10 protein-coding genes and 1 pseudogene are annotated in these 14742 nt (G+C 57.3%); 9 read left to right on the forward strand and 2 right to left on the reverse strand.

Annotation, left to right across the window (positions count from 1 at the left end):
* Nucleotides 1–171 (reverse strand): annotated as a pseudogene (locus tag PG888_RS11260) (ATP-binding protein); the annotation flags it as partial.
* A gap of 248 nt (nucleotides 172–419) precedes the next feature.
* Here PG888_RS11260 and PG888_RS11265 point away from each other — a divergent pair.
* The 9 genes from PG888_RS11265 (at nucleotide 420) to PG888_RS11305 (ending at nucleotide 13288) form a co-directional block, all read left to right on the forward strand.
* Entirely contained in the window at nucleotides 420–1676 is a 1257-nt protein-coding gene (locus tag PG888_RS11265; RefSeq protein ID WP_103858836.1) for a hypothetical protein, read from the forward strand.
* Nucleotides 1673–2281 carry a condensin complex protein MksE gene (locus PG888_RS11270; protein ID WP_005330555.1) on the forward strand — a complete coding sequence of 203 codons (609 nt, stop codon included), beginning with the start codon at nucleotides 1673–1675 and terminating at the stop codon, nucleotides 2279–2281. Before PG888_RS11265 ends, PG888_RS11270 begins: the two co-directional genes overlap by 4 nt.
* Nucleotides 2278–5040: a hypothetical protein gene (locus PG888_RS11275; protein WP_197971467.1), complete on the forward strand. Its 2763-nt coding sequence runs from the start codon at nucleotides 2278–2280 to the stop codon at nucleotides 5038–5040. Before PG888_RS11270 ends, PG888_RS11275 begins: the two co-directional genes overlap by 4 nt.
* Nucleotides 5037–5909: a DUF7281 domain-containing protein gene (locus PG888_RS11280; protein ID WP_128313233.1), complete on the forward strand. Its 873-nt coding sequence runs from the start codon at nucleotides 5037–5039 to the stop codon at nucleotides 5907–5909. Before PG888_RS11275 ends, PG888_RS11280 begins: the two co-directional genes overlap by 4 nt.
* Before the next feature lie 155 nt (nucleotides 5910–6064).
* Nucleotides 6065–7009: a hypothetical protein gene (locus tag PG888_RS11285; protein WP_021140991.1), complete on the forward strand. Its 945-nt coding sequence runs from the start codon at nucleotides 6065–6067 to the stop codon at nucleotides 7007–7009.
* A gap of 309 nt (nucleotides 7010–7318) precedes the next feature.
* Nucleotides 7319–9142 (forward strand): DNA recombination protein RmuC, encoded by a 1824-nt coding sequence (gene rmuC, locus PG888_RS11290; protein WP_005330548.1) that lies wholly within the window; start codon nucleotides 7319–7321, stop codon nucleotides 9140–9142.
* Nucleotides 9143–9392: 250 nt separating this feature from the next.
* Complete coding sequence (locus PG888_RS11295) at nucleotides 9393–9824, forward strand: hypothetical protein (protein WP_021140579.1); 432 nt, start codon at nucleotides 9393–9395, stop codon at nucleotides 9822–9824.
* Nucleotides 9825–10136: 312 nt separating this feature from the next.
* Nucleotides 10137–10721: a class I SAM-dependent methyltransferase gene (locus PG888_RS11300; protein WP_005330546.1), complete on the forward strand. Its 585-nt coding sequence runs from the start codon at nucleotides 10137–10139 to the stop codon at nucleotides 10719–10721.
* A complete protein-coding gene (locus PG888_RS11305; RefSeq protein ID WP_246875594.1) occupies nucleotides 10718–13288 on the forward strand; it encodes a DEAD/DEAH box helicase family protein in 2571 nt (856 codons plus the stop codon). Before PG888_RS11300 ends, PG888_RS11305 begins: the two co-directional genes overlap by 4 nt.
* 108 nt (nucleotides 13289–13396) lie before the next feature.
* Here the strand turns inward: PG888_RS11305 and PG888_RS11310 are convergent, their stop codons facing one another.
* Nucleotides 13397–14614: a J domain-containing protein gene (locus PG888_RS11310; RefSeq protein ID WP_104453005.1), complete on the reverse strand. Its 1218-nt coding sequence runs from the start codon at nucleotides 14612–14614 to the stop codon at nucleotides 13397–13399.
* Between the last annotated feature and the right edge of the window lie 128 nt (nucleotides 14615–14742).

Below are 14742 nucleotides of genomic sequence, written 5' to 3' on the forward strand. Positions count from 1 at the left end.
CTCTTTCTCATCGATTCTCCCTTCAGTGACAGCCGGTGAGCGTTGTGCATCAGCCGGTCCAGGATCGCATCTGCCAGGGGTGTTGTCCCCCAAGCTCGCGTACCACTCTTCCGTTGGTAGTTGACTGACCACTACCGTCGAGTATTTTCCATACCGATCATCCATGATCTGCCTGCTGGAGGCGTGATCCAAGCCAACATCCTGGCGGTAGTCCGGCCCACACTCAGCGTTTGAGCATTTGCAGCAATGGCGGTAAGGGAGACCGGAGTCGTCAGATATCTGCTTGAAAAAACGACATGTAGAAGTATCCAGTATTGTTGCCAGCTGGGTTGCTTTCTATGCTCTTGTGGTCAAATGACGCCAGCCGTCCATCGTATGATTCTTTGGACTGGGGCCAAGGGAGCGAACAAGGATACCGAATGGCAAATCCCAAAAGTCTGATATTCCAACTGCATAAACATTGGGACGTCATCGAAGCATTGGTTCGGGCTTCGCGGGAATGGCCTGCTTTCGATGAGGCGATGGTGCTGAGGCTAATTGGCAAGTCCAGCCGGGGCAGTGACAGCGAGCCTGAGTGTGGAGAAATCTTGCGCAGCCTATGTAGCAGCGATGTCCTGCAGTGGCTTGAGCGAACCGATACCCTGCAGGTCAACCCCTTGGTGCAAGAGTTTGCGCGGGGGCTGTTACGTGAGCATGAGTTAGGGCTTTCTGCCGTGCTCAAGGCGCGTATCGAGGCCATCAAACAAGCGACAGCACAAATACTGGAAGGTTCTGAACCACTCAATCCCGATTATTTGCGTCAGGGCTCAGCCAAGATGTCAGACCTGTTGCGGCAGATCAGTTTGCAATTGGATCAGGATCGCCATGCCATATTGGAGCTGGCCGAACAGGCTAAATCCGCGGATGCAGCCATGCCAATAGCGCAACGTTATCGCTCAGTGCTTGAAGCCTATGACCAGTATGTGGAGCCCATGAACGAGATGATGGACTCCGGGCTTGCGGGCAACTTCTATCCCTTTCTGGAGCAGGCGGAGAGGGCTCTGGATCGGGCTGTAGAGGCCATCACCATACAAGGTGGGCTTTATACCCACCAGTTACAGTTGCGTCAGGTTTCTTATCAAGCCAAGGAGTTGCAGCGGTTGGGAAGATTGGTAGCCCAGCAATGTGCCGCCACCTTGCTGCCGCTGCGTGAAGAGCTGCGCGAGCATAATGGCCTGTCTGCCGCCATCAGCCAGTTGTTGGGGCGTGTGCGCAAACGTGGCCTCACGCGAGCTCTGCCGTTGCGCAATACGAAGGGGGCCTTGCCTGTCTGGCGGCAGGAGCGACCGCGACGCGTTAGTGTAGGCTTCGAGGTCAAGGATTTTATGGCCAGCGCCCTGGCGTACATACCGGAACTCATCCGTTTCCCGACGGAGGTCCCCTTCGACGCCTCACTGGTAGAGCCCATTGATGACGAGACCCTCAAACAACACCTGCAAGAGAGCCTGCCAGTGGAGAACCTGATGCTCTGGTTGCTACAGCATTATGGCGAGCAGCCGGATGCCACCTTGTTGCGACTCTACCACGAACTGGTGCGTGAGCCTCTTTGGCTGGCGAGCCTTCACCCAGATAGCACCACAACGGATTTGCAAGAGGTGCTGGTCAGTTATCACCCCAACAGGATCCAGAGATCATGATTACCTCTATTTCGCATCTGGAGTCGCTCGGTGCCCTGAGTGAGCTGTTTCGCCTGTTCAACAGCGGCAAGCACCTCAACCGGGTGGCGGAGCCTGCCCTGTGGGCCGAGCTGGAGCGGTGTCAGGAAAGCTATCAGGCTATTTTTGCCGCCCTGGGGTTTGAGCTTAAAGTCGAGCCACGTGGCTATGCCTGGTTTCATATCGAGGAGTCCGGCAGCCAAGCCAGCAAGACTAGCAAGCGCCTGGCGTTGTTATGGATGTGCTTGTTTGATACCCAGGCTGATGAGGGCAGACCCTTGTCCCGCTTTACGGAGTGGCGGGTAGACAAGGCCTTGCTGGCCAAGGCTCACGAGCATCATCAGGAGATCCTTGAGGCCGAGGGGTTGGAGCTGGATGGCTTCATCGCGTTGCTGGACAGCGCGGTCAAGCTCGGATTTGCGTTGTCACTTAACGGTTATTGGCAGTTATTGCCGGCGGTCTATCGCTATCTGGAACACTTCGAATCGTTGAGCGCATCTGGCCAAGACGATTCATTCGATGAGCCGCAGGGTGGCGAGGAAGATGAATCGGCAGAGGTGGGTTTGGATGAGGAGGAGGAAGCATGATCCAGTACGGGTTTGAGCGTCTGGTATTGTTGGGCAGTGCCGGGTATCAGAGAGCCGAGTTGCCGCTGGATGCTGCCGTCTCACTCATCGCCCCCAATAACACAGGTAAAACCAGCCTCATCAACGCGCTGCAGTTTTTATTGATCATCGACCAGCGACGCATGGACTTTGGCGCCCACGATCTGGAGAAGTCCAAACGATTCTACTTCCCCAACAACAGCGCCTACATACTGCTGGAAGCCTGTCTGCCAGAAACGGGGACCGTGGTGCTGGGATGTGTCGGCAAGGGGGTTAGCCATGACTATCAGTACTTTGCCTACAAGGGAGCGTTGGATCTGGATGATTATCGGTTGGACGGCGGCGCTCTGGTGGCGGAGCCCCAACTGGTAAACCACCTGGCCACGCGCCAGCGGCTGGTGTTTGTCTACAAGAGTCCCAATGATTTTCGCGATGCCCTGTATGGTGGTCGTCGCAAGCGGGCCGCCAGCGAGCCCGATTTCACCCTCTTTCATCTGGAGCATCAATCGGATGCTGCTGCCTATCGACAGGTCCTCACTCGTACCTTACGGCTGGATAGGCTCACCTCGGCCGATGTCAAAAATTATCTGTTGGAAATCTTCAAACGGGACTTGTCGGATGCGGCCATCGACTTTCGGCAAGAGTGGGAAAAGGCATTTAGCGAGGTCAATAGTGAACGGGCTCAGTATCAGGCGGCGGTCAATCAGTCTGCACGGATCCTGAGCTTGGCCAAACAAGTGCAAGAGCGTTTGACGCTCAGAGGCAAGCTCATCGTCTGGTGCCCACAGATAGAAGAAGACCTCAAGCAGTGGCACTCCTACTATGAGTCCACAGCAGAGGAATTGGCAGCCAAGGTGTTGCAATGCGAGACGGCACAAAAGCAATCGGGGAGCCGTATTCAGGAGCTGAGTGTCGAACGGCTCGTAAAACAGCAGTCCCATACTCAGCTGCTGGCGCTCAATCAGCAGCAAGCGGAGCTGGAGCGTCGGTTTACCCTGCTTTCGGGACGTGAGCAACTTGAAACACAGCTGGCGGCGGTCAAGGAGAATTTGGAGGCTCAGATCACCCTGCTGGGGCAGGTCAAGAGCCGCAGCGTAGAGGACATAAGGCGAGATTTACGTCGGCAACAGCAGTTGTCGATGAGCCTGCATCGGCAGCAGGAGACTTTGGCCGACAATCTCTATCGACACATGGCTGAGCATCTGAGTGAAGAGGAGTTACTGCGACTAAACCGGGTGCTCCAGGCCGGAGTGATGCAGTTGGGACCGGCAGATTTCGAACTTGATATGCCCCGGTTGAAACAACAGTTGTCACAGGCGCCGAGCGAGACGCTGATGCTGGCTGGCCTGCGCATTAACCTTCATCGGTTGCATCCCCAGTTTCAGCAACTCAGTGAAGCCGAGCTGGAGGAGCAGATCAGGGATACCGACAGGCATATCGCCAGTTTGGAGGAGCAGCGGCAAACAGCCGAGCAGCGCCATCAGGCCGAGGCACACAAGCAACGATTAGAGCAGGAGCAGCAACAACTGCGGCAGGAGCTGGCCGACTTCGACACCTGGCAGCATCTATTGGCCCAGAGTGACCAGCGAGCAGAGCAATTGATAGCCCATAAACAAGAGCTGGATAGGCTACAGGCCGAGCTGGCAGCGATTAACCAGCAGCAATTGAGCTTGGTTGATCAACTCAATGCTTTGCGACAAGCGCAGATGCGACTGAATGATGAGCATAACGGCATCGTCACCATGCGTAACCAGCGCGAGGATCAGGGGCCAGAATTCGGTTATCTGGAATCTCTTTCCTACCATCCCTGGCTCGGGGGCGCCACCAGCACGCTGGATACCCTATATACCCGTTTGCAGGAATTCCAGGCTGATAGTCGTCAATTGTCGGCGTTGAACAGCGCGTTGCAGCGCGGTTTGCAGGATTTGCACGCTGGCGGACTCACCAAGTATGAACACTGTCCGAATCAGGACGAGGAGTGGAGCCGGATCCTCGATTTCCATCAGATGTTGCCAAAAGAAGCCGAGGCATTGGAGAAGAAGGCCCGCAGTGCCGTGATCAATGTCACCGCCAGCCTTAAACAGCTCAGACAGGGGCTGAATGCTTTCAAGGCGCAGATGCGAGGCTTCAACCGGCTGGTGAGTCAGCGCCAACTGTCCGACCTCAGGGTTTTCAAAATCGAGCCCAGGGATGAAGCACACTTGGTGGAAGCCATCGAAACTCTGCTCGATAAGTCCGCTCAGGTGGAGACGGGGGAGAGCTTCGATCTGTTTAATCAGCAAAGCGTGCTGGATGATGTGCGATTGGATCGCGCCAAACAGACCTTGTTTGATGAGGGCAATGCCCGGCAAGGGCTCCGTGTCGCCGATCTGTTTCGCCTGGAGTTTGTGATAGGTAAGCAGGATCAGCAGGAGGAGTCCTTCACCGAGATAGACAGTGCGGCCTCCAACGGCACCGTATTGATGGCCAAGCTGGTGACCGGGCTGGCCATGCTCCACCTGATGCATCACAAGAACAAGCGCATCCGCACCATCTGTTATCTGGATGAGGCGCTGGCGCTGGATACCCGCAACCAGAAAAATCTGATCGATGTGGCGGCAGAATTCGGTTTTGCCCTGATCTGCGCCTCGCCAGCTCCGTTGACCACGGCACGCTATTGCGTACCTATCCATCACCATGCCGGCAAGAACCATATCAATCGGCAGAGCTGGCTGGTGCTTGCTCCCAAGGAGCGACCATGAGCCGTAGTTTGATCGCCGCCTTGCGCAAATTGCGCCAAGCCCCTGGAGGAGGGCTTGCCAGCTCTCAATTGAGCGAGGGGCAACGACGTGAGCTGAGCAGCTTTGCCCGCGCTACCGGCAGCATACAGATGCGGCCCGAGGGCAGGGGAGTCGTATTTGAGATAAGGCTGCCCGCCGTGGTGGAACACCAGTGGCGACAACTGGTGCCGATAGAGCAAGCCGAATTGGTCGATGGTCTGCCACGCCGAGCGCGTAACATCGCCGCCACTCGCCGTAGCAAGGGGGCAGATCATGGGCATGAGTTCAGCTATCTGCTGTTAAAGGCCGGTCCCGGTCAGGTGGCGTGGCGAGACGATAAAGACAACCGGCTGGACTTGCGACTGAGCACCGATCAACTGGGCGTCGCCGCTCTGACTGTGCACGCCGACAGCACCTGGTATACCGAACATCCGCTATGGCTTGTGGAAAATCAGGCGCTGTTTGACCAGCTGGACTGGCTACCCTGCGCCCAGCCCGCCAGTGTTGCTTATTACAGTGGCCAATTGCCCAACACATTGTTGGATTGGCTCGCCTTGCACCAGCGGGCGCCTGCGATCCACTTCTTTCCCGACTACGACGGAGTGGGTCTGCTCAACTTTGCCCGGCTTCGCAGCCGTCTTGGCCACAGCGTGGCCCTGTGGTTGATGCCCGAGTGGCCATCTCGTCTCGAGCGTTTCGGTTGTACCACACTTTGGCAGGATACCCAGCGCGAATTCAACGCCATGCTGGCACACCCTGCGACAGCCGATTTCGACGTGGAAGTGAAGCAATTGATCCGGTCAATGCAAGCCAGCGGGATGGCGCTGGAGCAGGAAGCCGTGTGGTTGTGAGGAACTGCCCCGTCCGTCTCGCCTGCCTCTTATCTGTCTATTAGTTTGAAAATATCTGCTTGAAAATACGACATGTGCAAAACCCCAGTATCGAAGCGGCTTTGCTCGAACGATATAGTCATCTGGGTTTTAACTGATGACTTGGGAGATAAAGGATGAAGGCGGCGACACGGCATGATTGGCAAGGGTTACAACCATTGCATCGAGATGCGCTCACCCTTCCGCTGAGCCTGCGCTTTCGCGATGAGCAGATGGCCAACATCCGACAGGGATTTATCCCTCCGGCGATGGAGTACAAATGGTTCTGCTATTTCGAAGGAGAAACTCTCCACCTATACCGGAGCTGGACGGGGAGCAAGGCGGCGGAAGTGCTCTTTGTTCGTGACAGTGAAGGTTGGTGGCTGGCATCGAGAATGCGGTTGTCGCTGGATCCTGATCATTTCGGCTGGTCTTTGGAGGAGGCCAAATCGATCATCGAAAGCGAAATTGCCTTTTATGCCGCCGGGCAAGTCCCCGCCGATGGCTTTGCGCAGATGCTGCAAACGGCGTCCCAAGCGGGTTATTTCGGCTCGCCCAGCGTCGTGCATGAATTGCTGTTTCCCTTCTTCCATTGTCTGCTCTGCAAGGGGGTGGCGCCGCATATCGAGGGCATCCCAGCGCGAAGCGTTGCCGATGTTGTGGAGGAAAATAAACGGGTAACGCGTGCGATCAGCAGGCAGACCGGGGAGGTGCACGGCCTGGAGGCGTGGCGCACGGCGGAGCAACTTGGCAAGGCCCTCATCCATTACTTCGAGTTGGATGAGGGGTGGCATGCAGGGGAAGATCTCGCCTTCACGCTCAGTGAGGGGCTGGCTGCCGTCGGCATTCAGGTATCCGAGGTGATCCTGGCCTTTATCCATGCGCCATCTCCCACGCTGGACGGCCTCATTCAGTATTTGAAGGTGATACAGGACTTTGTGGTCAGCGTCATGATGGGCACTAACAGCGCCTATTACCCGGATCTGGTGTTGGCGGATTTCAGCTGGGCGCGTCGCAATGAGTTTGCGGCCCAAGGCCGCGCCATGAGCCACGCGCGAGCGGACGAAGAAGACGTCGAATAGGAAGATGAGCCAACCCCGGGGACCGCATACCATCCCAGCCCGTCGACAAGCTCGACGCCATGCTCAAAGGTGCGGCCGACAAGCCTGTGAACGTCGCCATCCAACGGGATTTTTAATAAACATTCTGCTCAGTTGAGCATCAGCAGGCGGGAGAGTGAGTCACCATCGGTTTCCATGAAATCGGGCGTGTTAGCCTGTTGCACAGTAGTGGCCAGCATAGGCATTGACGCGATTATCGTGGTTATCGCCGGGCAAAAGCACTATTCGCACCACTTACATCTGCCTTTCAAGCACGCTTAAGGAGTATTCATGCAAATCAGCCAGTGGACTACGGAGATCATTGTCATCAGCGTCATCATTGCAGTCGCTTGCTGCGTGATTGGCTACTTTGTGGCGGCGCTGCGCCACGGCAACCGGCTCGGTCAGCTCACTAGCCAACTGGGGCAGGCACAGCAGGCACAGGGCTTGCTGACACAGCAATTGGCACAGGCTCAGGAGCAGCTCAAGGCGGCGGAACAACAATGTCATGGGCAGCAGGTGGAGGCCGGCAAGGTGCAGACCCAGCTAGAGGGTGCCAAAGAGCAGCTGCAAGAGTTGGCGACGCAATTGAGCGAACGTAAGGCTGCCAGCGAGGCCTTGCAGCAGCAGTTGAGCGCGGCCAAGGAGCAGCAACATGACGCGGAGAAGCGTCTGGAGACGGCACAGGCCGAAAACCGTGGTCAGAAAGAGCAGATCGCTGACTTGCGTGAACGCTTGAATCTGGCTGATGGGCAAAACCGAGCAGCCCATGATGAGATCAGCCAGCTCAAGGATAAGTTGGCCAATGAAGGCAAACATGCGCAATCCCTGCAGAGCGCGGAGCGCGAAGTCCGTGAACAACTGGTGGATGTCAAACAGACCCTGAAAGAGCGTGAGAACGCCATTCTCGGCCTGCAGGAGCGGTTGCATCAGGTTGATAACGAACACACCGAGCTCAAGACCACGCTGCAAAAGCGGGAAGAGCACTTCCAGGAGCAGCTGGGTCAACTTGCCGATGCCAAGAAGACACTGGCACAGGAGTTTGAAAACCTCGCCAACAAGATTTTCGACGAGAAGGGCAAGGCGTTCACTCAGAGCAGCCAGATCGGGATCGATAGCCTGCTCAAGCCATTTCGCGAGCAGATCGAAGGATTCCAGAAACGGATCAACGAGGTGCACGATGTCTCGGTGCAAGGCAGCGCTCAGCTCAATGCCGAGATCCGGAAGGTGCTGGAAATTGGTCTGAATATGAGCAAGGAGGCCAACAACCTCACGTCGGCCCTCAAGGGCGATTCCCAGCAGCGCGGAGCCTGGGGGGAAGCGCAACTGCGCCGCACACTGGAGATGAGTGGCCTGATTGAAGCGGCCCACTACGAAGTGCAGAGCAGCTTCAAGGATGCGGAAGGCAAGCACAAGCAGACCGACTATCTGATCAAACTGCCGGATGGCAAACACATCATCATCGACAGCAAGGTTTCTTTGGTGGCTTATGATCGGGCGGTAGCGGCCGAGAGCCCAGAGGCGTATCAGCTGGCGATGGCAGAGCATCTCAAAGCGGTGCGCAAGCATATCGACGATCTGGCATCGAAGGATTACATCAACTTGATTGGCATGCACAGCCCCAGCTTTGTGCTGATGTTCATGCCGATTGAACCCGCCTATATCGAAGCGTTGAAGCACAACAAGGATTTGTTCGAGTATGGATACAACAAGGGCATCGTACTGGTCTCACATACGACCCTGATCCCCATCCTGCGCACGGTATCAAATCTGTGGATGATCGAACGCAGCAATACGGAGGCCCGCGAGATCAGTGAAAAAGCCGGCGACATCTACAACCAGGTCTGCCTTGTTGCCGAACGTCTGAGCAGCTTGGGCGGCACGCTCAACACCGCCAGCAATCACTACAACAACACGGTCAAGGCGCTGGTGGGCAAGCAAGGGCTGTATGGCAAAGTGGAGAGATTCAACAAACTCTCGGCGAAGGCCAGCAAGACACTGCCGCAACTGGACGCCATGCATATGGACTTCGAACAGGATCGGTTGTCATTGATCGTCGAGGCTCTGGAAGAGCCCGGCACGATTGCCATAGAGGAAACGGCGCCGACGGCATAGTCGTTTAACAATGCAGATCACGTAAAACAATCAAGGCGCTACACAGGCGCCTTGATTGTCTGGGTTGCAACCCATTGCCATCGTCGTCCAGCAGACCCCGCCGATAAACGCCGGCTCGGTGATCAGACACCCCGCATCTGCTCCAAAATGCGACATGTGTATGTAACCAGTATCGGCATGGGTATTGAGGCGGCATATACTGGACCCGCTTGAAGAGAGTCCCAGTCAGCCCCAACCAAGGAGCATGTTTATGTCACCTTCGTTACCCCCGCTCGGCGTATTAGCTGGTGCCCTGTTACTGCTGGTGGTCCAGAGTGCCGGGGCCGCCGACTGTACCTATCGCAAAGACAGCCTCGGTAATACCCGCTACCAGTGTGATGATGGCAATAGCGGCACCCTGCGCAAGGACAGTCTCGGCAACGTCAGGGATTCGCAAAGCGGCACCACCTGGCGCAAAGACTCTCTCGGCAATGTGCGCAGCAGCGAAGGCACCACTTACCGCAAAGATAGTCTAGGCAATGTACGGGTCAGCAATCCCAGCACCGGTGAGACCGTCACCTGGCGTAAAGATAGCCTCGGCAACCTGCGGTCCTCCAATGGCACAACTTGTCGCACCAACTCCTTGGGGCAAGTTAGATGTGATGGGCAGAGCACACCGCCAGCAGTGTTGGGCGCAAAGTGAACCCAGACTGTGGTTCTGATCTATTAGACCGCCATGATGAATCGCTGACGCAGCGTACATCTTGGCCAAATAGTAGAAATGATCGATTTGGTGATCTGGCTTCATAGAGCTACCGTGCTCTCAGGCTTAGAATAACACTCTTTTTGATAGCATGAACTGAGCGCCGTTAGGGTCAATAGAGCATTTATGAATAGCGAAGAAGGTGCCAGTTGGCCTTCCCGTACTGCGGATTGTCTGAAATGGCACTGACTCGATTTTTTTACCCCTAACTCTCTGTTAATCTGAGCGTTTTCTGCTAGGTGCCTGCTTACTATGTCTATCGATTACTACAACCAACACGCCGATAGCTTCGTCGAAGGCACGCTGTCGGTCGATATGCAGCCGCTTTACCAGCGCTTCCTGCCTCTGCTCGCTCCCGGCGCTCATATCGTCGATGCGGGCTGCGGCTCTGGTCGGGACAGTCTCTACTTCCGAGAGCAGGGCTTTCAGGTCACTGCGTTCGATGCCAGCGCGGAGCTGGCCCTGCGCGCCGAGCGCCTGCTTGGTCAGCCGGTGCAACTGTGCCGTTTCGATCAGTTCGTGGCTCCCGCGCCGGTCGATGCCATCTGGGCCTGTGCCAGTCTGCTGCATGTTCCCCGTGCCGAATTGGATGCCGTAATGGTCCATCTGTGCCAGCAACTCGCCGACGGTGGTCTGCTCTATTGCTCGTTCAAATATGGGGTAGACGAGACCGAGCGCGATGGCCGAGCCTTCACCCAGTTGGATGAGGCGGGGCTGCAAGCCCTGATAACGCCGTTGCCGCTGAGCGAGGTCGAGATCTGGCAGACTGCGGATCGACGCCCCGGCCGCGAGCAGGAGTGTTGGCTTAACGCCATCGTGCGCAAGGTCGGGTCATGAGTGCACCCGTGCTCATCAGCGGGGGAGAGGCGGGGGATCCGGAGTTCAACGATCCCCTGTTGCCACATCTGCTGGACGCCATCGCCCGTTGTGGCGAGGGTAGCCGCATTGAGTTGTGTGTCTCCTTTATTCGCCAAAGCGGGCTGGTGTTGTTGCGCGGTGCCCTGCACGAGGCGCTGGCGCGAGGAGCACGGCTTCGGGTGATCACCTCGGACTATCTGGAGGTGACCCAGCCGGTGGCGCTGCGCGAGTTGCTCAAATTTGATCCCGCTCGCTCTTGCGCGCTGATCTACCAGAGTCAGGGCAATCGCGGTTTTCACCTCAAGTCCTATCTGTTTGTCCAGCACGCAGCCCAGTACCTAGGCCAGCAAGTTGGCCAGGAAGGGTCGCCAGCGGTGCTCGGTGGTCAGGCGTTTCTCGGCTCCAGCAATATCTCTGCCGCCGCCCTTACCGAGTCGCTGGAGTGGAACTGGTCGCTCAGGGCTGAGCCGAGCGGACCCAGCGAGCCGCATCACAGCCTGCGTCAGCTCGCGGCTCAAATCGAGCGGCTGGCGCAAGACGCGCGGGTCGTGCTCCTTACCCACGACTGGATAGATGGCTACCTCGCTCGCTATCGGCAGAGCGCGCTGCGGGAGTTGCGGGTGCTCACCGGGGATCATCGCAGCAGCGCCGAGCAGCTGCGTGAAGCCCCCATCCCCAACAGCGTGCAGCAAGAGGCGCTGATGGCGCTGCAAGCCGCGCGGGCACAGGGGCATAAACGGGGCGTGGTGGTCATGGCGACCGGCCTTGGTAAGACTTGGCTCGCGGCTTTTGATGTGCGCCAGATGCAGGCGGCCCGCCTGCTGTTTGTTGCCCATCGGGAGGAGATCCTGACCCAAGCGCGCCAGACCTTCTTGCACATGGCGCCGCAGGCAAATTCTGGCCTCTATCACGGTCAGCAGCAGGATGAGGCCGACTGGTTGTTTGCCTCCATCCAGACGCTGGGCAAGAGTCGGCATCTGCTGCGCTTTGCACCGGATCACTTCGATTACGTGGTGGTCGATGAGTTTCATCATGCCGCCTCACCCTCCTACCGGCGCTTGCTAAACCACTTCAAGCCCCGCTTCCTGCTCGGGCTGACCGCGACCCCTGACCGCACCGATCAGGCCGATATTCTGGCGCTGTGCGACAACAATCTCGTCTTTGAACGGGGGCTGGCGCTCGCCATTGAGCAAAAGATGCTGGTGCCGCTCACCTATCACGGCATTTTGGATGACACTATCGACTATGCCGCGCTGCCTTGGCGCAACGGTCAGTTTGACCCCCATGCGCTGGAGAGTGCCTTCGCCAGTCAGAAGCGGGCTCAGCACGCCCTTAGCCAGTGGCGACGTTTACGCCAGCAGCGCACGCTGGCCTTCTGCATCTCGACCCGTCATGCCGATTTTATGGCCAGCGTCTTCCAGCAAGCCGGAGTGCGGGCGGTAGCCGTCTATGCGGGCTCCCGTCAGGGGCGACAAGCCGCCCAGGAGCAATTGGCCGCCGCCGAGCTCGATATCATCTTCTCGGTAGATTTGTTCAACGAAGGCACCGACTTGCCCGCCATCGATACCGTGCTGATGCTGCGTCCCACCGAGTCGCGCATCGTGTTCCTGCAACAGTTGGGGCGGGGCTTGCGCCTCTATCAAGGCAAAGAACGCCTGGTGGTGATCGATCTGGTGGGCAATCACAAGGCGTGTCTCTACAAGCCTCAGCTGCTGCAAACGCAATTGACCTACTCGCCAACGCACGCAAACAGGGCGATGACGCTGGCGGCAGGTTGTTTTATCAATCTGGATCCCAAGCTGCTTCCGTTGCTAGCGCTGTTAAAAAGGCAGCAGCAACCGACTCTGCTTGAGACCTATCAGATCCTCAAGGAGTACCTCGGTTATCGTCCCACTGCGCGGCAAACCTGGGTTGCCCGGCTGGGTGAGCAACTGCGTTTCGATACCCAAAAACAGGGGGGCTGGTTTGAGCTGCTCGCCCAAGCGGGCGATCTGGGGGAGGAGGAGCTGCGCGTGCTGAACCGGCACGGCGACTTTCTGCGTGCGGGGGTGGAGAACACCGCGCTCAACAAGAGCTTCAAGTTGATCCTGCTATTGGCCTTGCTCGAACTCGACGGTCTGCGTGAGCCACCCACCTTGGCAGCGCTGGCCAGCCACTCCCGTTACCTGTTCGAGCGGCATCCCGAGCTGGCCCGTCTCGATCTGCCGGCCAAGCAGCAAGCCCTGAGCGCCGACAGCCCGGCTTGGCTCAGTTACTGGAAGAGCAATCCGATCAAGTTCAGCAGTGGCGGCAATCCAGGCGCCAAGGGGGAGTACTGGTTCGAGGTAAGGGAGGATCGCTTCTGCCCACGCTTCGCGGTGAGTGAGGAGGATATCGATCCTCTGCATCGCATGGTGCAAGAGCTGCTGGACTTGCGTCTGGCCCAATATCAGCAGCGCAAAATCGCATCGGCAGCCGCCATTTCCCCTGAGCCCTTCACAACTATCCACGATGAGGAACAGGCGCTGGCGCCTGATGGCAAAGCGCGTCAGGTGACCCTGATTTAAGGCTGGCTATCCGATAGCACGATCAGTGTAAAAACCAGCAGTGTGAAATCAATCAAGGCGCCAGTGGCGCCTTGATTGATTGATGAGATGGTCGGTCACCGCTGGCCGTTACCTAAACAGCCATTCCATATCGTCCTCTTCCTCATCCCACCTCATTTGCTGCTGATCCCAGCGGGCCGCCAGATAGGGTTTGAGGGTCTGCAGGGTGGTGATCTCGGCCAGCTGGGCAGTCAGGTGGTCGATATCACGCAGCAAATAGTCCCGATGTTCGGCAAAGGCCTGCTCGGTCTTTTTCTTGGATGATTGCTTGAATTTGTGCAGCACCGCGCCCATTAGCCCGTCTTGCCCGCCGTAGTAGCTGACTTCGAGCTCGCGTAGCTGGCGTTTCAGCATCGGGTTGAGGTAAGCGAGGTTCTCGTCACTGAGCAGGTTATCGAACTCGGGCAGGTGGGTGTGGGCCAGCTGCAACAGGGTGAACATCTCTTTGTTTTCCCAGGCCTGGCTGAGTTGGCCCATGATGCGGGTCTTTTCCGCCTGCATGACGGGGTCGGGTTCCCGATCCGGGTGCAGCGCCAGGGCGAGTTTGCGATAGAGCTGCTTGAGGCTGGATTTGCTGAACAACTGTTCGATGCGCGCCTCTTCCTCTTGCTCACGACGGGTGCGCGCGTGGGCAAAAGCATCTTGCTGCTCAGTGCCGAAGAGAGGCTCATCGGCAAACAACTCATCATCGTCGAAGCGGGCATCCTCTTCTTTATCGACGGTGTTGCACTCTTCGGCCATATGCTGGCGCGCCGCATTCATCATGTACTCGTTCAACCGATCGGGGTTTTTGAGCATCTCGCGCAAGGTATCGATGTCATCGGGGCAGTGGCCACAAGTCTCCATCAGCATCTGGGTAAGAACGTCACACTGATAGTCGAGCTGTTCGTCATCCATGTGCAGGGCGGTATTGGTTTGGATTTGGTGAAAGAGGGGAGCCAAATCCATCTCGCCACGAAACGGATTGGACTCGATATAGCTGATGAGATCGTGGATCCAGTGGTGCAAGGTCTCCCGCTGCCACAGGGTAAAGCTCTTGCGAGCCGTAAAATCGACCAGGCGCTTGGCGAGGGCAAAGATGAGCTCGCACTGTTGACGCTCAAGGGGTTCTATTTCGCTGGTGAAACGCTGATAGATATCGCGGCCGTTGAGGGCTTGCTTGTCGATCTTTGCCTGTAGCTTTTCGAGCGCTTGCCAGTTGCGGTGGAAGAGATCGAGGGCGGGGTTGCCCGTCGCGGGGGAGGGCTGGCGAGCGGGCTGCTTGCGACCCGGATGACGAAGAGACATAGGCCGCCTCCATGGGCGTTAATTGATTCGCTAAAACAAAAAACCGGCGCGGGGCCGGTTTATCGCCGCGCATAAATTGCGCGAAGTCTGCCTTGCTGATGAGTTGCCGGCCATATTCAAGCCTTTCA

Origin of the sequence: Aeromonas sp. QDB23, assembly GCF_027707745.1 — a bacterium.
Classification (GTDB): Bacteria; Pseudomonadota; Gammaproteobacteria; order Enterobacterales; family Aeromonadaceae; genus Aeromonas; species Aeromonas allosaccharophila.

Excerpts from the sequence above, each read along its gene's own strand:
- PG888_RS11265 (WP_103858836.1), top strand. The coding sequence starts at position 420 with ATGGCAAATCCCAAAAGTCTGATATTCCAACTGCATAAACATTGGGAC.
- PG888_RS11270 (WP_005330555.1), top strand. The coding sequence starts at position 1,673 with ATGATTACCTCTATTTCGCATCTGGAGTCGCTCGGTGCCCTGAGTGAG.
- PG888_RS11275 (WP_197971467.1), top strand. The coding sequence starts at position 2,278 with ATGATCCAGTACGGGTTTGAGCGTCTGGTATTGTTGGGCAGTGCCGGG.
- PG888_RS11280 (WP_128313233.1), top strand. The coding sequence starts at position 5,037 with ATGAGCCGTAGTTTGATCGCCGCCTTGCGCAAATTGCGCCAAGCCCCT.
- PG888_RS11285 (WP_021140991.1), top strand. The coding sequence starts at position 6,065 with ATGAAGGCGGCGACACGGCATGATTGGCAAGGGTTACAACCATTGCAT.
- rmuC (WP_005330548.1), top strand. The coding sequence starts at position 7,319 with ATGCAAATCAGCCAGTGGACTACGGAGATCATTGTCATCAGCGTCATC.
- PG888_RS11295 (WP_021140579.1), top strand. The coding sequence starts at position 9,393 with ATGTCACCTTCGTTACCCCCGCTCGGCGTATTAGCTGGTGCCCTGTTA.
- PG888_RS11300 (WP_005330546.1), top strand. The coding sequence starts at position 10,137 with ATGTCTATCGATTACTACAACCAACACGCCGATAGCTTCGTCGAAGGC.
- PG888_RS11305 (WP_246875594.1), top strand. The coding sequence starts at position 10,718 with ATGAGTGCACCCGTGCTCATCAGCGGGGGAGAGGCGGGGGATCCGGAG.
- PG888_RS11310 (WP_104453005.1), bottom strand. The coding sequence starts at position 14,614 with ATGTCTCTTCGTCATCCGGGTCGCAAGCAGCCCGCTCGCCAGCCCTCC.